Origin of the sequence: Sinorhizobium alkalisoli (assembly GCF_008932245.1) — a bacterium.
GTDB classification, from domain to species: Bacteria; Pseudomonadota; Alphaproteobacteria; order Rhizobiales; family Rhizobiaceae; genus Sinorhizobium; species Sinorhizobium alkalisoli.
This window is the reverse complement of record NZ_CP034909.1, coordinates 1,629,238-1,650,571: the sequence shown is the minus strand read 5'-3', so window position 1 is coordinate 1,650,571 and position 21,334 is coordinate 1,629,238. Positions and strand designations below refer to the sequence as shown.

The window sequence follows — 21,334 nt, the reverse complement described above, 5'->3', positions numbered from 1 at the left end:
TGAAGACGCGAGGAAAGCAGGGCGGACGTTCAACCCCTGCCGGCCTTCGCAAGCTCGATCCGGTTGACGACCTTGGCGACACCGGGAACGGATCGTGCCGCTTCCTCGGCGCGGAGAATTTCCTCCCCAGTTGCCACCCGGCCGCCGAGCACCACCGCTTCGCCGCGGCAGGTCACGGTAATTTCGGCGGCATCCAGCCCGGGCGCGGCGGCAAGCAGGTTTGCCACCCGCCGCTCCAGTTCAGCCGGCTGCGGGGGCGTGAATCGCTCCGGCTCCTCGCCGAAGAATGTGCGCTTCTTGAACACCATCCGAAAATCCCTCGGGTGAGGGCTCCCGTTTCGGTGAGGAAACGCCGACTGCGCGGGTTTTATTCGACGATGATTATGGCCAGCGGACCACCGGGGGGAGCGACGAGAGGATGGACTCGACGTTTCCGCCGGTCTTCAGACCGAAGATCGTGCCGCGGTCGTAGAGGAGGTTGAACTCGACATAGCGGCCACGGCGTACGAGCTGCTCGTCACGATCGGCCTCGGTCCAGGGGCTGTTGAAGTTCGCCCTGACGATCTTCGGATAGACGAGCGCAAAGGCCTTGCCGACGTCGCGGGTGAAGGCGAAATCCGCCTGCCACCCGCCCAGTTCGTCCGGCGAGTGCAGCCAATCGTAGAATATGCCGCCCGTGCCGCGCGGTTCGTTGCGGTGTTTGAGGAAAAAATACTCGTCGCACCACTGCTTGAATTTCGCGTGATCGGCGACCGCGTGCCGATTGCAGGTGATCTCCATCGCGCGATGGAAAAGCACCGTATCCGCGTCGGTCATTACGCGCCGGCGGTCGAGGACCGGCGTCAGGTCCGCGCCGCCGCCGAACCAGTTGCTCGTGGTCACGACCATGCGCGTATTCATGTGCACGGCGGGAACGTGCGGATTGACCGGATGGGCGATCAGCGAAATGCCGGAGGCCCAGAATCGCGGATCTTCGCCGGCGCCGGGGATCTGACTGCGGAACTCCGCGGAGAATTCGCCGTAGACCGTGGAAGTGTGGACGCCGACCTTTTCGAAGACGCGGCCCTCCATCATCGACATACGGCCGCCGCCGCCGGCACCTTCCTCACGCAGCCAGTCCTTGGCGACGAAGCGGCCCGGCGGTCGATCCGACAGCGGCCCTGCGAGGTCGTCCTCGATCGCCTCGAAGGCGGAACAGATCGTATCGCGCAAAGCTTCGAACCAAGCCTTTGCGTCGGCCTTCTTGTCTTCGATGTCGGCAGGCAAGCCCTGCGGCAGTTGCGGTCTTTCCATGGGATTTCATAGTCCGTTTGCGGCTCGCCGAGGTAAGCCGCCGATTCGATGTCGTCGCCACAGTCCATATTTCGGGACGAATGGCAACTGCGGGAGGCAGCATGATTCCATTGCCCTGCAGGGGTGCCATCACCGGCATTTTGCGGCGGTCGGCCCTGGTATGATCGGGACTGGCAACGGCGCCGCCTCCATCCTATCTTCTCAGGAGAGGTATCGCCATGGCGAAGAAACCACCAGGACCACCGCTCGAGGGACTGCGGCGCCAGATCGCCCGCAGCCGCAGCGAACGGTCTGCGCGAGGCGGCAGCGTCTTCGTCCGCGAGACGTTCCGCCTCGAACGGACTGCGGCCCGGGCCAAGGCGCGCGAATGGTTTGAGACCTGGCCCAAGGCCGCCTACTGGACGGAAGTGGAAAGCTGGCGCCAGCTCGAGGGTGATGAGATCGAGTTCACCATGCGCCGGCTTCCGAGTGCGGATTAGATCATGATCAGACCGGAGTGAAACGAGGATCGATAAGATCATGCGTCAGAAAGAAAGCGTTAGAGCGCCGATCTGATCTAGTCAGATCGAAACGCGCTCGAGGTCTCGCGACTCCATCGCTTCGTGTCGATGGCCCTCTTGTCCCCATCGCGAAAAAAATCTCAGAGGCGTAATTGCGGTGTGGTCAAGACCGCGTCGGCGGCGTAAACCTATGGCTCCCCCCGGCCCTGTTTCGCCTGCTCCCACCATCGGTTTCATGCCTGTTCTCCGCGCGGTTGTCATTCTCTCAGTCACCCAGATCATTGCCTGGGGCGCAATGTTCATGTTCGTGTCGGTCACCGCGGCCGGCATGGCCGCCGATCTTGGGCTCCGGCCGTCCGGCATCTATTTCGGGCCGACCGTCATGCTGGTGGTGATGGCGGTATGCTCTCCGCCACTGGCGTCGTTCTACGCGCGTCTTGGTGCGCGGCGGGTGCTTTCACTTGGTTCGGCGCTCGCGGCGCCGGGGCTGTGGCTGCTCGCGGCTGCCCATGGACCACTCGCCTATTTCGCCGCCTGGGCTGTCCTCGGCATGGCCGGGGCTGCCACGCTCACGACCTCGGCGCATGTCTTCCTGACCGAGATTGCCGGGGAGCGCGCGCGCCGGGCGATCGGAGCGCAGATGCTCGCCATGGCGCTGGCGCCGAGCATCTCCTGGCCGGTGACTGTATTCTGTGAGGCGGCGCTCGGCTGGCGCGGCACTTTCGTCCTTTACGGCGCCACGATGCTCCTCGTCTGCGCACCACTGCATCAGTTCGCTTTGCCGCGAACCGCCGCGCCGGCGCGCGTGCCGCATGGCGTTGCCGCGGCCGCAGAGGCGAAGCGCGCAAGGGGCCGCCGCTCCCGGGAGGTGGTAGCGTTGATCACCGCGGCCGTCGCGCTCAATGGCTTCGTCACCTGGGGATTCCAGCTCGTCGTCATCGATCTCTTCCGCAGCTTCGCGGTTGCGGATCGTCTGGCCGTGGGCTTCGGCTCGGCCATCGGCTTCATTCAGCTGTCGGCGCGGCTGTTCGATTTCCTCGGCGGCAATCGCTGGGATGGCGTGACGACGGGGCTCGTCGCAGCCGCGATCATGCCGTTGGCGCTTGCGGCCCTGGCTTTCGGTCAAGGCGCCGAGTGGTCGATCGTCCTTTTCCTGCTGCTCTACGGCCTGTCCAGCGGCGCCATGTCCGTGAGCCGCGCGACGATGCCGCTCGTTTTCTTCTCTCCCGCGCAATACGCGGCGGTCATGGCGCGTCTCGGGCTGCCGCTCAATCTTGCCTTCGCGGCAGCGCCGCCGTTCTTCTCCTTCGTTCTCGAAGCGGCGGGCAATGCCTGGGCACTGTCGATCGCTTTTTTCTGTTCCTGCGGCACGCTGGCCAGCATGGCGCTTATCAGCCGGATGCGGCGTTCCTTGGAACGAAGCGTCTTCAAGGAAGCCTGACATGTCGGCGCCGCGCCGTCTCATCGACAAACGGCGACGGGCAAAGGTCGCTGTAGCACTCTGAATCCTGAATGCCTTGTCCTTAGATCGAGCTCGATTTGGGCTGGAACGACCTCAACCGGGTTCCGGTTCGCTCACGCCATCCGCCGGTTCGATCAGGCGTGGACCTGCGCCCTCGGTTCCGAGCACGTCATAGGGATTGCGCAAGGGGCAATCGCGCATCGACAGGCAGCCGCAGCCGATGCAGCCGGTCAATTGATCGCGCAATGCGGTCAGCTTGGCGATGCGCTCGTCGAGCTGCTGCCGCCAGGACTTCGAGAGCTTGCCCCAATCCTCCACCGTCAGCGGCCGGTCGTCGGGCAAGACCGACAATGCAGACTGGATCTCCGAGAGGGGAATTCCCGTCCGTTGGGCGACCTTGATGACCGCCACGCGCCGCAGCACGCCGCGCGGATATCGCCGCTGGTTGCCGCGGCTGCGGTTGCTGCGGATCAGTCCCTTGTTTTCGTAGAAGTGAAGCGTCGAGACGGCGACTCCACTGCGTGCGGCGACTTCGCCGACCGTCAGCTCGCGCTTGATCTCGTGGCCATCGTCTTTGTTCATGGGCGCTATTGACCTCAACTATGCTTGAGGTTCTATAGCATGAGCTCCCTGTGGCCAACAACAAGGAGCTGATTGCGCATGAAAGAGAAAATGACCCTTGCCCTAATCTACGGCAGCGCACGGCAGGGCCGCTTCTGCGACACGGTCGCGAGCTGGCTCATCCGCGAGCTTTCGAGTTCCGACGTCTTCAGCCTGACGATCGTCGATCCGCTGCGGTTCAGGAGCGCGCGCGGCGAGAAGCCGAGCGATCTCGGTGAGTGGATGGAGCGCAAGGTGAGCGAGGCCGATGCTTTCGTCGTCGTCACGCCGGAATACAATCACGGTTATCCGGCGGCGTTGAAGGAACTGATCGATTCCGTCTACGAGCCCTGGCACGCCAAGCCGGTGGCCTTCGTCTCCTATGGTGGCGCCTCCGGCGGGATCAGGGCTGTCGAGCAATTGCGCCAGGTATTCGGAGAGCTGCATGCGGTAACGCTGCGGGATGGGGTGACCTTGCCGAAAGCCTGGTCGAAATTCGATGCGGCGGGCAATCCCTACAAGCCCGAGGAAATGCAGGCTCCTCTTTTCCTGATGATGGATCGGCTGACCTGGTGGGCGCGCACGCTGAACACCGCGCGCAAGGCGACGCCCTACAATGAGATCGCCGCATGATGGTCGCAGCCTCGTCGAATCGATGGCGCCCACAAGATATCGCGCTACTCAGCGCGGGCGATCTTCATGGTGATATTTGGTCCCGCCCGAACGGACTTCGCGGAGGGCGCGGCGTGATGCTGCCAAGCTCAAAAGGCCTCGACCTGCCGCATCGCCTCTCCGACGATCATGGCAGCCGCCATCGCGATGTTGAGAGAGCGCTGGCGCGGCGCCATCGGAATGAGAATGCGTGCGTCGGCCCTCTCATGGACATGATCGGGCACGCCGGCGCTTTCCCGGCCGAAGAGGAGGATGTCGTCCGGACGAAAGCCGAACCGGGTGTAGGGCTCGGCAGCCTTGGTGGAGGCGAGCACCAGGCGTCGGCCGGTTTCGGCTCGCCACGCTTCGAAGCGCTCCCAATTGACGTGGCGGGTGAGCGTGACGGAGGCGACGTAGTCCATGCCGGCGCGCCTCAGGTTGCGGTCGGAGAGGTCGAAACCGGCCGGCTCGATCACGTCGACGGCGAGGCCGAGGCAGGCGGCCAGGCGAAGGATTGTGCCGGTATTGCCCGGAATGTCCGGTTGATAGAGGGCGATGCGCAGATTCGTCATGAACTTCCAGGGATGGGGCAAATTTGCGAAGGCGAGGACCTCTATTACATCGAAAGGCTTCCTCTGCCACCATCCGATGCCGCGATGCGTCGTCTGTGCGTCCACCCTCAATTGCATGCCGCTAATCTGTGCCGTATCGGCAACAGGGCGGGCGCCGGTGAAGAAAAGGGCAGCAAAATACGTGCGACAATCTGGCGCGGAGCTCCGAATAGGGTTAAAGGTCTTTCATCTTCAACGCGAACCGACGGAGGCATGCATGACAATTCTGATGTTGACACGCCTCCCACGTGTGGCCGGGCCTTTTCTGGCCTGACCGGTTCCGCGCCTTTTCCTTCTGCCGATCGAATGACGCGTGGCCCGGTTCTCCGGAGGCTTCAGCGCGTTTGCAGCGTTTCCGGACTGCCTATCCAAAGCCAATGAAAGCGGGGACACCCGCCTTCCTTCAAAATCCCTGAAGGAGCTTCACAGATGTTCGGCTGGTTTGAATCCCGCCTTAATCCTTATCCGCCGGAAGAGCCGGCGCTTCCGCCGAAGGGTCTCTTCGCCTTCTGCTGGCACTACAGCAAGTCCGCGATGCCATGGCTTCTCGTCATGGCCGTTTGCACGATGCTGATCGCCGTCGGCGAGGTGGCGCTGTTCCAGTTTCTGGGCAATATCGTCGATTGGCTGTCCAACGCGGATCGGGAGGGCTTTCTCGCGGTCGAGGGCGGTAGGCTGGCATGGATGGGCGCGCTGGTCCTGATCGGCCTGCCCGTGCTGGTCGCGCTCGACTCGTTGGTCATGCATCAGGTTCTGCTCGGCAATTATCCGATGATCGCGCGCTGGCAGATGCACCGTTATCTGCTCCGGCAGAGCATGACCTTCTTCTCCAACGAGTTTGCCGGGCGCGTCGCCACGAAGGTGATGCAGACGTCGCTTGCGGTCCGCGAAACGGTGATGAAGCTCCTCGACGTCTTCGTCTACGTGGTGAGCTATTTCACGACGATGCTGATCGTGGTCGCGGCGGCGGACTGGCGGCTCGTCGCACCGCTCGCGATCTGGCTGGTCATCTATGTCGCGATCGTCAGCCATTTCGTGCCGCGGCTGCAGAAGATCTCCAAGCAACAGGCGGATGCGCGTTCGATGATGACGGGGCGCATCGTCGACAGCTACACCAATATCGGCACGGTGAAGCTGTTCTCGCATGCGGGGCGTGAGGAGATCTACGCGCGTGCCGGCATGGAGGAGTTTCTCGACACCGTCCATCGGCAGATGCGCAAGGTGACGCTGTTCCATATCTGCGTCTACACGAACAATTGCGTTGCGCTCTTTGCGGTCGGTGCGCTTGGCATCTACCTGTGGCTGACAAGCGCGATCTCCGTCGGCGCGATCGCGGTGGCGATCGGTCTTGCCATGCGCATCAACGGCATGTCGCAGTGGATCATGTGGGAGGTCTCGACGCTGTTCGAGAATATCGGCACGGTCTATGACGGCATGGGCATGATGACCAAGGCGCACGACATCGTCGACAGGCCGGATGCGGGCGTGCTCAAGGCGGAGAAGGGAGCGATCGGCTTCGAGAACGTCCGCTTCCATTACGGCAAGGCGAAAGGCGTCATCGACCGGTTGTCGCTCGACATCCGGCCTGGCGAGAAGATCGGCCTTGTCGGCCGGTCCGGCGCCGGCAAGACGACGCTGATGAACCTGCTCTTGCGCTTCTACGACCTGGAGGAGGGGGTGATCCGGATCGACGGCAGGGACATCTCGCTCGTGACACAGGATAGCCTTCGCTCGCAGATCGGCGTGGTGACGCAGGACACATCCCTGCTTCATCGCTCCATTCGCGACAACATCGCCTACGGGCATCGGGAGGTAGACGACGCTCAGATCATCGCTGCCGCGAAGAAGGCGAATGCCTGGGAGTTCATCCAGGCGCTCGAAGACAACCAGGGACGGAAGGGTCTCGACGCACAGGTCGGCGAACGCGGCGTGAAGCTTTCCGGCGGTCAGCGCCAGCGGATCGCCATTGCGCGCGTCTTTCTGAAAGATGCGCCGATCCTGATCCTCGACGAGGCAACTTCGGCGCTCGATTCGGAAGTGGAGGCGGCGATCCAGGAGAACCTCTTCGCGCTGATGTCCGGCAAGACGGTGATCGCGATCGCGCACCGGCTTTCGACGCTGACGGAGATGGACCGGCTCGTGATCCTGGAGGCCGGCCGGATCGTGGAGACGGGATCACATGCCGAACTGATAGCCAAGAGAGGGCTTTACGCCGATCTCTGGTCGCGCCAATCGGGCGGCTTCATCGCCGACGATGTCGGGAAGGAGGAGGCGGCGGAATGATCCGCTGCTTCTTGCGGGGCTCACGCGGTGTTTGAAGCTTACGCATTTGTAATCGGGGGGACGGCGGAAAGCGATTGCCGTCCGACTCCAGCCACCTATTATCAGAACAATGCTGCGTTCCATCGTCGCCATCTTCGAGAACTGGATCCGTCCCTTCGCGCCGCGGGAGCGCCTCCAGCCGCCACATTCGCTGTGGGGGTTTGCCTGGTTCTATGCGAGCCAGGCAAAGGGGCCCTTCTGTGCCATGGCGGCGCTCGGCGGCCTGGTGGCGATGCTCGAAGCCGGGCTCTTCTATTTCGTGGGCCGTCTCGTCGACGTGCTCGACACCGTCCGGCCGGAGGATGGCTGGAGCGGATTGATCGCCGCCAACGGTCCGGAACTGATCTTCATGCTGCTGACGGTGCTGGTCTTCCGCTTCGTCGCCGTTTCGCTCGCCGCGCTCGTCGAAGAGCAGTCGATCATCACCGGCTTTCTCAACCTCGTGCGCTGGCAGTCCTACGTGCATGTGGCCCGACAGTCGCTGGGCTTCTTCCAGAATGAATTTTCCGGGCGCATCGTCACCAAGGTGTGGACCGGCGCGCAGGCGACGAGCGACCTCATCGTTTCGCTGCTGCAGGTCGTCTGGTTCATCGTCATCTACACTGCCTCCACCATGGCCCTCATCGCCCAGCTCGATTGGCGCCTGGCGGCGATGGTGGCGTTCTGGATCCTCGTTTTCCTGGCGCTCGCCCGCTATTTCGTCCCGCGGGTCCGCCGGCACGCCCGCAATACCGCCGAGATGGCATCGATGCTCAACGGCCGCATGGTCGATGCCTATTCCAACATGCAAACGCTGAAGCTGTTTGGCAGCGACGAGGAGAATGATCGCTATATCCGCGCCGGCTTCGATCGCTACCAGGGAGCGGTGATCCCGTTTACGCGCCTGTTGACGGGCGTCCGGGCGTCGCAGGCGCTGCTTTCGGGGCTGATGATCACGGCGATCGCCGTCTACTCCATCGATCTGTGGCTCGCCGGCTCCGTGAGTTCCGGCGCGGTCGCCTTCACCCTGGCGCTCGTGCTGCGGCTCAACATGCTGCTCGGCCGGATGATGGGGCAGTTCAATGCGATCATGCGCAACATCGGCACGATGCAGAATTCGGCCGAGCTCGTCTCGCAGCCGATCGGCCTCGTCGACCGGCCGGGAGCGCCAGACCTCGACGTCAGCCGGCCCGAAATCCGCTTCGAGCGCGTCCGGTTCCACTATGGCAAGGGCGGCGGCGTCATCGATGATTTTTCCCTCACCATCCGCCCCGGCGAGAAAGTCGGGATTGTCGGGCGCTCGGGCGCCGGCAAGTCGACGCTCGTCAATCTGCTGCTGCGCTTCTACGACCTCGAGGGCGGCCGCATCCTCATCGACGGGCAGGACATTGCGGCGGTCCGGCAGGAATCCTTGCGCGGGCAGATCGGGATGGTCAGCCAGGATACGTCGCTGCTCCATCGCTCGATACGCGACAACATCCTCTTCGGCCGCCCCGGCGCCTCGGAAGAAGACCTGGTCGAGGCGTCGCGCCGGGCCGAGGCCCTTGAGTTCATCGCCAGCCTTCAGGACCAGCGCGGCCGCAAGGGGTTCGATGCGCATGTCGGGGAGAGGGGCGTGAAGCTCTCCGGCGGGCAGCGGCAGCGGATCGCCATCGCCCGCGTCATGCTCAAGGATGCGCCCATTCTCGTTCTCGACGAGGCGACTTCGGCGCTCGACTCGGAAGTGGAGGCGGCCATCCAGTCGAATCTCGAGCGCCTGATGCATGGCAAGACCGTGCTCGCTATCGCGCATAGGTTGTCGACGATCGCGGCTCTCGACCGCTTGGTAGTGATGGACCGGGGGCGCATCATAGAAGATGGGACCCATGCCGAACTGATCGCCCGCGGCGGCCTTTATGCCGAGCTTTGGGCCCGTCAATCGGGCGGCTTCATCGCGCAGGAAGAGGCCGCCGAATAGCGGCCCGCGATGCAGTCGAATAGCACGCCAAGCCCTTGCGCTGATTGCCCGCATTTTTCCCCGCGACAATCTGCCCACCCTGCCTCATGAAGGCTGGACATAGTCGGCGATCGAGCATAGAACGCGCCGGATTGCCGGGGAATCCGTGTGCCGGATTCTCCGGATTCCGCCATCCGATCCGAGGCTTGCAACTGCGAGCCGGACAGGGTGCCGGTATATGAGACAGGGCGCGGTTCCGTGACTCGGGGACGGGGGAATGCGGTGTCCGCAACATTTGCGTGAGAGGATGGTTTAGCCGTGAGCGAACACGACACTTCAAGCGAGACCTTGGGCGAGCCCACTCGCCGCGACTTCCTGTACCTGGCCACGGGCATGGCCGGCGTCGTCGGCGCCACGGCCGCCGCCTGGCCGTTCATCGACCAGATGCGTCCGGACGCATCGACGCTCGCGCTCGCTTCAATCGAAGTCGACGTCTCGAGCCTGCAGCCCGGCATGTCGCTGACGGCCAAGTGGCGCGGAAAGCCGGTCTTCATCCGCAACCGCACCGACAAGGAAGTCGAGGAAGCCAAAGCCGTGCCGCTTGACGAGCTCAAGGACCCGGCTGCTCGTAACGCCAACCTCCCGGCGGATTCCGAGGCGACCGACCTCGATCGCTCCGCCGGCGAAGGCAAGGAAAACTGGATCGTGATGATCGGCTCCTGCACCCATCTCGGTTGCGTGCCGCTTGGCCAGGCCGGCGACTTCGGCGGCTGGTTCTGTCCCTGCCACGGCTCGCACTACGATACGGCCGGCCGCATCCGGAAGGGCCCCGCACCGGAGAACCTCCCCGTGCCGACCTTCACGTTCGTTTCCGACACAGTTATCAAGATCGGTTGAGGGGACTACTGATAATGAGTGCTGATCATTCAACCTACACGCCAACGACGGGCATCGAGAAGTGGGTTGATTCCCGTCTTCCGCTGCCGCGTCTGATCCACGACTCTTTCGTCTCCTATCCGGTGCCGCGCAATCTCAACTATGCTTACACGTTCGGCGCCATGCTGTCGGTGATGCTGATCGTGCAGATCCTGACCGGCATCGTGCTGGCCATGCACTATGCCGCCGAGACGAGCGTCGCCTTCAATTCGGTCGAAAAGATCATGCGCGACGTCAACCAAGGCTGGCTGTTGCGCTACCTGCACGCCAATGGAGCGTCCTTCTTCTTCATCGCGGTCTATCTGCATATCGCCCGCGGCCTCTATTACGGCTCCTACAAGGCGCCGCGCGAGATCCTCTGGATTCTCGGCGTCGTGATCTATCTCCTGATGATGGCGACGGGCTTCATGGGTTACGTGCTGCCCTGGGGGCAGATGTCGTTCTGGGGGGCGACGGTTATCACCGGCTTCTTCTCGGCCTTCCCGCTGGTCGGCGAATGGATCCAGCAGTTCCTGCTTGGGGGCTTCGCCGTCGACCAGCCGACGCTGAACCGCTTCTTCTCGCTGCACTATCTGCTGCCCTTCATGATCGCCGGCGTCGTCGTCCTGCACATCTGGGCGCTGCACGTCACAGGTCAGACGAACCCGACGGGAGTCGAGGTCAAGTCGAAGACCGATACCGTGCCCTTCACGCCCTATGCGACGCTGAAGGATGCGCTCGGCGTTTCCATCTTCCTGATCGTCTATGCCTGGTTCGTCTTCTACATGCCGAACTTCCTCGGCCACCCGGACAACTACATCCCGGCTGACGCGCTGAAGACCCCGGCCCACATCGTTCCGGAATGGTATTACCTGCCGTTCTACGCGATGCTGCGCGCCATCACCTTCAACATCGGCCCGATCGACTCCAAGCTCGGCGGCGTTCTGGTGATGTTCGGCTCTATCCTCGTCCTGTTCTTCCTGCCCTGGCTCGATACCTCGAAGGTCCGTTCGGCCGTCTACCGCCCGTGGTACAAGCTGTTCTTCTGGATCTTCGTCGCCGACGCCATCATGCTCGGCTGGCTCGGTTCGCGTCCGGCGGAAGGCGTCTACGTCCTGATGTCGCAGCTCGGCACGCTGTATTATTTCGGCTTCTTCCTCGTCGTCATGCCGGTCCTCGGCCTGATCGAGACGCCGAAGCGCATTCCGAATTCCATCACGGAGGCGGTGCTTGAGAAGCAGAATGCGAAGGCGCAGCCGAAGACCGCGCACGCCTGACCGGAACAGCGATTGATAAGGAACTCACAACAATGAAAAAGCTTGTTACAGGCATTCTGTCACTCGCTGTCGTCGCCGGTCTCGGGCTCGGAGCGGCCATCGCGCAGGACGACGCCGGCGGCGAAGGTCACGCAGAAGGCGGCACGCCGCATTATCCAATCCACAAGCCTAAGCAGGAGGATTGGACCTTTGCCGGCCTGTTCGGCCACTACGACAAGGGCCAGCTGCAGCGCGGTCTGAAGGTCTATACCGAAGTCTGTTCGGCCTGCCATTCGATGACCCTGGTGCCCTTCCGCACGTTGGAGGACCTCGGCTATTCCGATGCTCAGGTGAAAGCCTTTGCGGCGAACTATGAAGTGGAGGATGGCCCGAACGCGGACGGCGAGATGTTCACGCGCAAGGCCATTCCGTCGGATTACTTCCCGTCACCGTTCCCGAACAAGGAAGCGGCTGCGGCGGCGAACAACGGTGCGGCTCCGCCGGACTTCTCGCTGATCGCAAAGGCGCGCGGCATCGAGCGCGGCTTCCCGCAGTTCGTCTTCGACATGTTCTGGCCCTATCAGGAAGGCGGTCCGGACTACATCCACGCGCTGCTGACCGGCTATCAGGATCCGCCGGCGGGCGTCGAGGTCGCAGAGGGCACCCATTACAACCCGTATTTCGCCAGCGCCGCGGCTTTGGCGATGGCGCCGCCACTTTCCGATGACCAGGTCACCTATGACGACGGCGCGCCGCAGACGGTGGATCAATACGCCCGCGACGTTTCGGCCTTCCTGATGTGGGCCGCCGAGCCGCATCTCGAGGATCGCAAGCGCACCGGCTTCATGGTCATGGTGTTCCTGCTCATCTTCACCGGCCTCATCTATCTGACGAAGAAGTCGGTCTACGCGAACAAGGACCATTAATCGAACCACCGGGAAAACCGGACGATTGAGCGACGGGCCCCGGTTTATGCCGGGGCTTCTTTGTTGGAACGTGTGCCCAGGCGCATCCGGCATGGTACGGGCAGACTCGTTCTGCCGAATATCAGTTCGGAAGGCACGATGGGTAGATTCAAGGCGTTGCCGCGCCATGCGTCCTGAAGAACGCGGGGCGCGCCGTAAGCCTGTCAATCGGGAACAGTCCATTGCGGGTTCCAGGCAATCTCCCAGAGATGGCCATTCGGGTCATGGAAATAGCCGGAATAGCCGCCCCAGAAGCGCTGGCACGCCGGATCCGTGATAACCGCGCCGGCGCCTGCGGCCTGCCTCATGATCGCATCGACCTCCTCTTTCGAGTTGACGATGTGTCCGAGCGAAACGGCGCCGAGTCGCCGCTGCGTTACCTCTATCTTCGCATCCTTGGCGAGCGACGGCGCAGGATAAAGCGCCAGGATCAGGTCGTCGTTCAAATGGATGAAGACGACGGCTCCATCCTCGAATTGCTGCCCGACGATCCCCTTCGTCGGCAGGCCCATCCCGTCTCGATAAAAGGCGAGGGAGCTCTCCAGGTCATCCACCGCCAAGGTCAGGACTTTCAGTCGCGGTCTCATTTCGACCTCCCGTGCGCTTATCCGCGCCCGGCGCCACGGGGCGTGGCGTCACGACGCCATGGCGAACAGATTACCGCGAAAGCCCTGCCATTTCAGCAGTTGGATTGGGGTGACGACAGCATCGAAATGCCACAGCGTCCTTTGCGCGCCTGATAACGCGTGCAGGTGGCGCATCGTCCCGATAATCGGAACAGAATTTCGCCAAGCCGGAATTCGAAAAGCCTACAGTGATCGCACTTCCGTTGGCACCGGTGCACAGCCGCAAAAAAAGTCAACGGCCCTGTCTTGCGGCAGGGCCGTTTTGTCCTTGGCGCCAGCGGTTCCGCCTGCCGTCAGTTGAAGCGGCCGGCGGCGTGGGCGAGCATGGTGTAGACCTTGCCGGTATCCGAGGTCAGATAGGTCTGCGTAATGCGCTTGTCGGGATCGTTGCGCGCCACATCGGAGAGCAGCTTCTCGAAGTCGGCAATGTAGCGGTCCACCGCGGTGCGGAACTCGGGCTCGCGGTCGTATTTGCGTTTGATCTCGTCGAACGTCTGCTGGCCCTTCAGCGTGTAGAGACGCCGGGTAAAGACGTCGCGCTCGCCACGCTGATAGCGCCGCCACAGTTCGACTGAAGCGTCATGGTCGATCGCCCGCGCAATGTCGACCGAGAGCGAGTTCAGCGATTCGACCACGTGACGGGGGTTGCGATTGTCACCGGCACGCGCCACCGGCTGGCTTTCTGGCGGGCGCGGGCGTGCAGGCTGCGGCTCTTCCTCGCGGGAGGCGGCGCGAAGCAGATCGCGCATCCAGCCGCCGCCTTCCTCGGTGCGTTCCTCGACAGCCGGCGTACGGGCAGGCTGCAGCGGCCGTGTCGCCTGTTCAAGACCGAGGCTCCCGCGCAACGCACCACCCGGGACCGGCTGATGCACCACGGACGGTTGCGGCGAGGCCGCCTGTTGCGGCATGGCTGCCGGCAGGGCCACCGCCGCCTGCGACACGGGAGCGGGGGCAGGGACGGGCGCGGGTACGGCCTTCGGCTGAGCAACTTCGAGTTGCGTCGAGGACTTGCCGATGATGTCCGACAGTTCCTGCAGCGCCTTGATCTGCTCGCCGACCGCACGACGCATGAGCGCGGCGTTCTCCTTGGCCTCTTCCGGCAGGTCGAAGGCGCCGCGCTTCAGCTCCTGGCGGGTCATGTCGAGTTCCTTGCGGATCTCGCCGGCGGAACGGCGGATGTCGTCGGTGGCGCCGCTGAAGCGATTGATCGCATCGTCGATCGCCTGGCGCACGGCCTCGCGCAACTGAGTTGCCACGCCATCGGACTTCTTGCCGCTCTCTGCGAGCATCCGCTCGATGTCGGCGACGGAGGCGCCGACGCCGTCGCGCAGCCGCAAGGTGACGTCCTTTGCCCGCTCTTCCGCGCTGGCGAAGGCGCCTTCGAGTGCCTGACCGGCTTCTTCGCCCGCCTTGCCGATCGCCTGGCGCAGGCTGTCGGAGGCGCTGAGCGCCCGGCCTTCCACCTGCGACAATGTCCTGTTGACGTCGGCAAGCGAACCTTCGACGCCGGAGCGCAATGTATTGGCGATCTCCCGCGAACGTTCCTCGGCGCGCGAGAAGACGTCCTGCACCGAAGCGGCCGCATCATCGCCGGCCTGTGCGAGCGCGCTGCGCATGGCCTCCGCCGCCTCGGCCGCCCGCTGCTCGGTGGTCGACAGCAGTCGGCCGACATCGGTAAAGGAGGACTGAATGCCGCTGCGAAGATTGCCGGCAACCTGTCCGGAGCGCTCTTCGGCCCGCTGGAATGCGCCGTCGACGAAGCCCTCGAGCGCGCGCATCGTCCGTTCGATTTCTTCCGAGCGTTGGACGAGGCCGACCGACAGCGTGCGCAGCGCATCCTGCCGCTCCTCGAGCGTGCTGACGAGGTTCGATTGGGCGGCGGACAAGAGCTCGGATGCCTGTCCGAGCACTTTCGAATGATCGTCAAAACGGCCGACGATGCCGGCGACCTGCGAGAGCGTGGAGGAGGAAATGTCGGACAGCTTGTCGACCTTGCCTTCTATAAGGCGCGTCGAGGTGGACAGCATGTCGGAGGCCTGTCGGGTGGATTCGGAGAACTTTGCGGCGGTCGCCTCCAGGCGCTGATCCATTTCCCCGAGATTGTTGCTGGCCTGTTCGATGACCGATGTGATCGCGGAATTGTTCGCCGCGAGCCGGTCGATAAGCCCCATCGCCGTCGACTGCAGGCGGTTTTCGACCATCTTCATCGCCTGGGCGGTCTCGTCGGCGCGCAGCGAGATGGCATCCAGGGTTTCACTGGTCCGCTCTGTGATGGCGTTGACGAGGGATGCGCTTTCGGCACGCAGCCGATCGGCGCTCTCCTGGGTGAGGGCGGCAATGGCTTCGGCGGCTTCCTTGCCCGTGGCGGCATATTGGTCGATCACCGGTCGCGCCTTCTCGTCGATCAGGCGGGAAAGTTCGAGCGAGCGGCCGGCCAGCATCGAGTTGAGCTCGCGGGTGCTTTCATCGAGTGCGCCGCGGATCGACTGGCTGCGCGTTTCGAGAGCCTTTTCTGCGTCGGTCAGGCTCTGCTGGATGTTTTGGGCGTGGTTGGCGATCTGGCTGTGCGTCGTAGCCAGCCGAGCCGTAGCCGTGTCGGCGGCATCGGCGACCGAGCGGGCGAGATCCGCCTGGCGGGCGGCCGTGGCCGAAGTGGCTTGTTCGAGCGAGGCGGCGAATTCCGCATTTCGGGCGGCAAGCGCACTGGCGAACTCCGAGCCCGTCTTGGACAGGATCTCGGCCGATCGCGCAGCCTCTGCATCGATCTCATGAGTGGCATCGCCGACGGCGCCGCGCAGGCTGGTGACGAGCGCTGCCGCCTTGCCTTCGAGCGTCCGGTTGACGTTCTCGAGGCCGATGTTGAGGGCACGATCCATAGTGCCGAGGCGCTCCTCGATGCGACCGGCGCCTGCCTCGAGGGCGGAGGAGATGCGGGTTGCGGCGGTTTCGGTGATCCGGTCGATTTCGCCCGCCCGTTCGCCAAGACTCTCGGCAAGACGCTGGCCGGCACTATCGACGATCGAGTTGACGTTTCCGACGCTGTCGCGAATCCGTCCTTCGAGCGAGTCGAGGCTCGTTTCGATGCGGGCGCCGGTATCGTCGACGACGGCGTTGACGCTGCCGACACTGCCGCGGATACGCTCCTCAAGGGCGCCGATTGTCGTTTCGATACGGCTGCCGCTGTCATCGACGAGGGTGGTGACGGTGGTAACGCTGTCGCGCACCCGGTCTTCGAGCGAGCCGAGGCTCGTCTCGATGCGGGCGCCGGTATCGTCGAGCCGACTATTGATGCCGTTGATCGAGATATCGACGCGATGGGTAAGCGAGTCCGCCGCGAGGCTGATCTGGTCCGCCGTTTCCGAGAGGCGTTCCGCAATGGTGCCGGTCGTGGAGCGCATGCGGGCGTCGAGCGCCTCGGTGCTGCGGTCTATGGCGCCGGCGAGTGCGGCCTGGCGCTCCTCCAGGGTCATTTCGAGCATGCTGGCACTGGTCGCGAGCGTCGTCGCCACCGCCATGGACTGGTCAGACAGGAGCTCTTCCAATTGCTCCCGGCCCTGGCCCACGGCGAGGTTGATTGCATTGATCCGGTCGTCGAGCGTCGAGCGGATCTGGTTATGGGTCGCAGACAGGGTGTCCCGCAAATGCTCGGCCTTTCCGGAGAGCGTCTGCTCGATTTCCGCCGCCTTGCCGGCGAGCGATGAAGTCGCTTCCGAGGTGCGGGCGGTGAGCGCCTCGGCAATCTCCGCGCTCGTGCCTGTCAGCGCATCGGAAATCTTGCCGACCCGGCTGCTCAGGTCCTCGGCGATGCGGGCGCTGGTGTCGGTGAGCGTGTCGGCGATCTGGCTGACGCGGCCACCGAGGTTCTCGGCGACCTCCGAGACGCTCTGCGAAAGCTTGTTTTCGATCTCGCCGACCCGGTCGGTCATGGTTTCGGCCACCGCCATCGCCCGGAAGGTCAGGTTGTCGGCCACGTCCTCGGCATGGCGGCTGAGCGTGTCCGCCATCTCGTTGGCGCGGGTCGACATGGTTGAACTGATCTGGGCCGCGCGCTCGGAGAGCACGCCGTCGAGCGCCGTGGTTTGGTTGGCCAGCGTCTCGGTGATCGCCTGGCTGCGCTCGGACAGGACCCCGTCAAGAGCGGCCGTCTGGGTGGTGAGCGTGTCGGTGATTGCCCGGCTGCGCTCGGACATGACCCCGTCAAGGGCGGCCGTCCGGCCGGCGAGCGTCTCATTGATCGCCTTGCTCCGCTCGGCCAGCACGCCCTCGAGGGCCGCCGTCTGGCTGGTGAGCGTGTCGGTGATCGCCTGGCTGCGCTCGGACAGAACCCCGTCGAGGGCTGCCGCCTTGCTGGAGAGCGTTTCGGCGATTGCCTGGCTTTGATCGGACAGCGCGCCTTCAAGCGCGCTCGTCTGGCTGGTGAGCGTTTCGAAGATCGCCTGACCGCGCTCGGAGAGGACGCGCTCGAGTCGGTCGGCCGTATTGTTCACGGCACCCTCGATCGTGCTGGTGCCGGTGGCGAGGGCAGTCGAAAGCGCAGCCGTGCGCTCGGACAGCGTACTATCCAGCCGATGCTGACTTGCCGCGATCGCACTGGTGATCTCGTCGGTGGATCCGGTGAGCGTCTGTTCGATGCGCGCATGGGCCGACTGCAGGCCGTCGATGAACGCGGAAGTCCGCGAGTCGAGGCCTTGTGTAAGGCGCTGTTCGCTGGTTGTCAGGGCATTGGCGAGCGCGTCCGCGCGCTGGCCGAAGCCGCCCTCGATGCGTTCCTGCGCCTCCTTCAGCGCCCCCATGAGCGAACCGGTCTTTTCCGAAAGCACGCCGTCGATGCGGCTGTGGGCGTCGCCGATGAGATTGCTGAGTTCCGAGGTGCGGTTGCCGATCGTTTCCTCGATGAAATCCTGGGTCGCGCCGAGCGCCGTCGCGAGCGTCAGCGATTGATCCGAAAGCGCCGAGCCGATCTTTTCGATGCTGCCGTCAAGGGTGCTGCCGATCGCGTCCGCGCCGCCCGAAACGGTTTCGTTGATACGGTGCAGGCTTTCCATGAGCTTGGAGTCGAGCATGCTTGCGCGCTTGTCGAACGCGCTCGCGAACTCGTGGAAACGCTCGTCGAAGGCGGTGGCGAGCTGTCCGACGGTCGTCTGAAGCTTTTCTTCGAAGAAGCCGCCCCTGAGGTCGAGATCCATGATCGCATCGTCGGCGCTCGATTTCAGGCTCTGGCGGAAGCTCGCGCCCTTTTCGTCGAGCGCTGCATTGAGCGACGTCAGCACCTCGTCGAGGCCGCCGGCGATCGCCTGCTGGCCGACGCTGAGGCTTTCGTTAAGATCGCGCGTGCGCGCGATCAGAGTCTCGTTCAACTGGCGGGCGCGCTCGTTGAGGGCCGCATTGAGCTTTTCCGTATTGGCGTCGAGCGTGGAGGCACGGGTCTCGAACTGGCCGAGCAATTGCTCGCCGCGCTTCGTCAACGTGTCGCTGAGCGCATCGAGGCGGGCGTCGAACTCGCCGTTGAGCGTCTCGCCGGCGCTGTTCAGGCCGGAGAGCAGCGTGTCGGTACGGTTCGACAGCATCGCGTCGAGGCTCTGCAACGCGTGATCCGATTTCTCGGTGAGTGCTGCCGCACGCGTGTCGATGAGCGACGCGAAGGCTTCACCGGAAACCGCGATGCGTGATGCGATGTCTTCGCCGGCGAGTTCGAGATCGTCCTTCAGCTTGTTGTGTGCGCCGGCAATCGCCGCGCGGATGCGCTCGGAATGACCGACGATCGCCTCGCGCTCCAGCCCGAGCTCCTGGACGAGCGTGCGAACGCGCAACTCGTTCTCGCTGTAGCTGCGCTCAAGCGCATTGACTTCGGAGTGTACAAGCGCTTCGAGTTCGGTCGCGCGGGCAATTGTGCGCTCGATGCCTTCGTTCATGGCCGAGACTTCGCGGCGGACCGCCTGTCCGACGGTCATGACGCGGTCGGCAGCTGCGGTTTCCGGCTCGGCGAGCCGCAGGGCGACCTCTGCCATCGACCGCGCTGCATTGCGCAGCTCCTGCGCGCGCGCAATCATGATCGCGAAGGAGAAGAACAGCATGACGGGCAGGGCGAGACCGAGCAGGAGGCCGATTGCACCCGGCGTGGCCGCCAGATCGCCGAGCGAACGGATCTGCCAGATCTGCGGTGCATAGAGAAGATGGCCTATCCCCAGGCCGGCAACGACCCAAACCGCTGAGATGAGGCCGGCAACCCGGATCGCCGCACGGTTGGTCCGCCCCTCGAAAGCACGAAGCAAGGCAGCGGGCGACCTGCGCGTGTCGTCATTGGCAGGCGAAAGCGGCGGCTGCTTCGGCGCGGATTCCGGAGCGAGGCTGCGCGGTGGCTCGGCCTCGCGCGCCGTCTTGAGGCTCTCCTGCTGTGCCCTTGCAGGACGAGCCTGGTCGGATGCTGCCGCTTTGCTGGGCTCGGACACCATTTCCTCCGGATCATCCAAGGAATTCTTGTCGTTCAAGGCCGACTTCAGGTCGTCAAAGTCGATCTTCAGTGCCGCCTCCAGAGCCTGGAAGGCCTTCTCGTCGATCGACTCGTTGCTCTTCTTCGTCGCCATAGGGATACGCCTCACTACTTTTGCCCGCTGATGGCCGTCTGCTTGGCGCCGCCGGTCGGGCCACAAGACAGCCTGAACAGGGCGGTGCCTACAGGATATGCGCACTCAATCTGCGCAGTATCATGACGGATCACCGATTGCATCGCCTCGATGGAATAGCCGCTGGCATCGCATCGGGACACCGCGCGCTGAGCTTATCCACCAGAACAGTTGCCATTTTCATATGCATGCATGTTCCTAATCGTATCGTAGTGACACATTAGCCAGTTTCTTACAATTAAGCGCAATCGGCATTCGCTAAAATCCTAACGTTTCGTTAACGACAAGATGCGGCGGAGGCGCCAAAAGCCAAGGAAATCAGCCGCTTTAATGGCCGTTAACCATGTCCCCAAATTCCTGCCCTGATTGCGCCGCCTTTTAAGCAGATGGCAGCGGCGCCCGCGGACGATACCTGTCTGAAAACGGTGCGGTCTCGCAATGCAGTATTTATATCTCGCAATGCGACAAACATTAAGAGGACTGGGCCATGGCGGCACTCAAAATAGCTTTCGACACACCGGATCATCCCGGAAGTTCGGCTTCTATCGCAGGTATGCCGATCGATTTCGCTCATATTGAGCGGCAAACGATGGGGGACAAGGGGCTTGAGATGGAAGTCCTCCAGCTCTTTGCCCGCCAGGCGCGCCAGGCAATGGCCGAAATCGCCGGAGGAGAGGCGGAGGTGTGCCGCGAGGCTGCGCACCGGCTGAAAGGCGCGGCGCTCGCGGTGGGGGCGGCCCGCGTCGCCGATGCCGCAGCCGCCCTCGAGGGACAGCCGACGGATACAAGCCTGCGCGGTGCGGTTGGCCGCGCTGTGCTCGAAACCGAGCTTTTCATCTTGAAACTTTGTCGCTAGGTCCTGGCCCTGCCGCATGTCTCCTTTAGCCGAACTCGATTAAAGGACAAAGACATGCAGAAATTCAAAGTTCGACAGCGACCTTTGCGCGTCTAATAAGACGCGCGGCGCTGTAGTCCTGGCGTTCTCCGAAGGGTTGTGCCTCGGATAACTTGGTGCGCGGGCAGCTCGGACGACGCAGAGGGGCGGGACAGTCGCAGGCCGCGCGCCGGTCCGTGTTGACTGGGCGCCCGATATGTTGGAAAGAAACGCCTCGAATTCGGGCCGCGGCGATCTCTACAGCACTTGGCGGCCGGTCACCACCATTCATTCCGGAACGAGAAATGACAAAACTTACGATCGTAGTCTTTGACGGCACGCGCCATGAACTCGATGTCGAGAACGGCACCACGGTCATGGAGAATGCGGTTCGCAATTCGGTGCCGGGTATCGAGGCCGAATGCGGCGGCGCCTGCGCCTGCGCCACCTGTCATGTCTATGTCGACGAGGATTGGGCAGCGGTGGTCGGCGCTCCGGAAGCAATGGAGGAGGACATGCTGGATTTTGCCTATGACGTGCGGCCGACATCGCGTCTGTCCTGTCAAATCAAGATGAGCGAAGCGCTGGATGGGCTGATCGTTCATGTGCCGGAGCGCCAGGCTTAGGTCCTGTCCCTAATATGAGCTGCCTAAAGCGCCGCGCGTCTGATTGCGTCTGAAAAGAAGCCGCTTCTTATCGACATTTCCCTCATGACCCGCAA

General features: G+C 63.5%; 16 protein-coding genes. 10 read left to right on the top strand and 6 right to left on the bottom strand.

The window, feature by feature from the left end:
• Positions 1 to 29: 29 nt before the first annotated feature.
• Positions 30 to 308: a BON domain-containing protein gene (locus EKH55_RS08105; RefSeq protein WP_069458467.1), complete on the bottom strand. Its 279-nt coding sequence runs from the start codon at positions 306 to 308 to the stop codon at positions 30 to 32.
• Between the two features lie 73 nt (positions 309 to 381).
• Positions 382 to 1,293 (bottom strand): oxygen-dependent coproporphyrinogen oxidase, encoded by a 912-nt coding sequence (gene hemF, locus EKH55_RS08100; RefSeq protein ID WP_069458468.1) that lies wholly within the window; start codon positions 1,291 to 1,293, stop codon positions 382 to 384.
• Positions 1,294 to 1,511: 218 nt separating this feature from the next.
• On the opposite strand from hemF, the gene EKH55_RS08095 reads away from it, so the two are divergent.
• A complete protein-coding gene (locus EKH55_RS08095; protein ID WP_069458469.1) occupies positions 1,512 to 1,772 on the top strand; it encodes a hypothetical protein in 261 nt (86 codons plus the stop codon).
• A 256-nt stretch (positions 1,773 to 2,028) separates the two neighbouring features.
• Positions 2,029 to 3,234 carry an MFS transporter gene (locus EKH55_RS08090; protein WP_151611306.1) on the top strand — a complete coding sequence of 402 codons (1,206 nt, stop codon included), beginning with the start codon at positions 2,029 to 2,031 and terminating at the stop codon, positions 3,232 to 3,234.
• Between the two features lie 114 nt (positions 3,235 to 3,348).
• Here the strand turns inward: EKH55_RS08090 and soxR are convergent, their stop codons facing one another.
• Positions 3,349 to 3,837, bottom strand: coding sequence for a redox-sensitive transcriptional activator SoxR (soxR, locus tag EKH55_RS08085; RefSeq protein WP_069458471.1), 489 nt, complete (start codon positions 3,835 to 3,837; stop codon positions 3,349 to 3,351).
• A gap of 78 nt (positions 3,838 to 3,915) precedes the next feature.
• Here soxR and EKH55_RS08080 point away from each other — a divergent pair, with 78 nt between their 5' ends.
• Positions 3,916 to 4,488: an NADPH-dependent FMN reductase gene (locus tag EKH55_RS08080; protein ID WP_151611305.1), complete on the top strand. Its 573-nt coding sequence runs from the start codon at positions 3,916 to 3,918 to the stop codon at positions 4,486 to 4,488.
• Between the two features lie 128 nt (positions 4,489 to 4,616).
• Here the strand turns inward: EKH55_RS08080 and EKH55_RS08075 are convergent, their stop codons facing one another.
• On the bottom strand, positions 4,617 to 5,078 hold the full coding sequence (locus EKH55_RS08075) for a tRNA (cytidine(34)-2'-O)-methyltransferase (RefSeq protein ID WP_069458622.1): 462 nt from the start codon (positions 5,076 to 5,078) through the stop codon (positions 4,617 to 4,619).
• Positions 5,079 to 5,546: 468 nt separating this feature from the next.
• On the opposite strand from EKH55_RS08075, the gene EKH55_RS08070 reads away from it, so the two are divergent.
• The 5 genes from EKH55_RS08070 to EKH55_RS08050 all read left to right on the top strand — a co-directional run bounded on the left by EKH55_RS08070 (position 5,547) and on the right by EKH55_RS08050 (position 12,451).
• Positions 5,547 to 7,400: an ABC transporter ATP-binding protein gene (locus tag EKH55_RS08070; RefSeq protein WP_151611304.1), complete on the top strand. Its 1,854-nt coding sequence runs from the start codon at positions 5,547 to 5,549 to the stop codon at positions 7,398 to 7,400.
• Between the two features lie 109 nt (positions 7,401 to 7,509).
• Positions 7,510 to 9,375: an ABC transporter ATP-binding protein gene (locus EKH55_RS08065; protein WP_069458474.1), complete on the top strand. Its 1,866-nt coding sequence runs from the start codon at positions 7,510 to 7,512 to the stop codon at positions 9,373 to 9,375.
• Positions 9,376 to 9,672: 297 nt separating this feature from the next.
• A complete protein-coding gene (gene petA / locus EKH55_RS08060) occupies positions 9,673 to 10,251 on the top strand; it encodes a ubiquinol-cytochrome c reductase iron-sulfur subunit (RefSeq protein WP_069458475.1) in 579 nt (192 codons plus the stop codon).
• Positions 10,252 to 10,265: 14 nt separating this feature from the next.
• Positions 10,266 to 11,546 carry a cytochrome b gene (locus tag EKH55_RS08055; protein ID WP_151611303.1) on the top strand — a complete coding sequence of 427 codons (1,281 nt, stop codon included), beginning with the start codon at positions 10,266 to 10,268 and terminating at the stop codon, positions 11,544 to 11,546.
• 32 nt (positions 11,547 to 11,578) lie between these two features.
• Entirely contained in the window at positions 11,579 to 12,451 is an 873-nt protein-coding gene (locus EKH55_RS08050; protein ID WP_151611302.1) for a cytochrome c1, read from the top strand.
• Positions 12,452 to 12,654: 203 nt separating this feature from the next.
• Here EKH55_RS08050 and EKH55_RS08045 read toward each other — a convergent pair whose 3' ends face one another.
• A complete protein-coding gene (locus EKH55_RS08045) occupies positions 12,655 to 13,077 on the bottom strand; it encodes a VOC family protein (protein WP_069458478.1) in 423 nt (140 codons plus the stop codon).
• Between the two features lie 332 nt (positions 13,078 to 13,409).
• Positions 13,410 to 19,700 carry an apolipoprotein A-IV repeat region-like domain-containing protein gene (locus EKH55_RS08040; RefSeq protein ID WP_151611301.1) on the bottom strand — a complete coding sequence of 2,097 codons (6,291 nt, stop codon included), beginning with the start codon at positions 19,698 to 19,700 and terminating at the stop codon, positions 13,410 to 13,412.
• A 526-nt stretch (positions 19,701 to 20,226) separates the two neighbouring features.
• Here EKH55_RS08040 and EKH55_RS08035 point away from each other — a divergent pair.
• Positions 20,227 to 20,595 (top strand): Hpt domain-containing protein, encoded by a 369-nt coding sequence (locus EKH55_RS08035; protein ID WP_069458480.1) that lies wholly within the window; start codon positions 20,227 to 20,229, stop codon positions 20,593 to 20,595.
• A 323-nt stretch (positions 20,596 to 20,918) separates the two neighbouring features.
• On the top strand, positions 20,919 to 21,239 hold the full coding sequence (locus EKH55_RS08030) for a 2Fe-2S iron-sulfur cluster-binding protein (protein WP_069458481.1): 321 nt from the start codon (positions 20,919 to 20,921) through the stop codon (positions 21,237 to 21,239).
• The last annotated feature ends 95 nt before the right edge of the window (positions 21,240 to 21,334 follow it).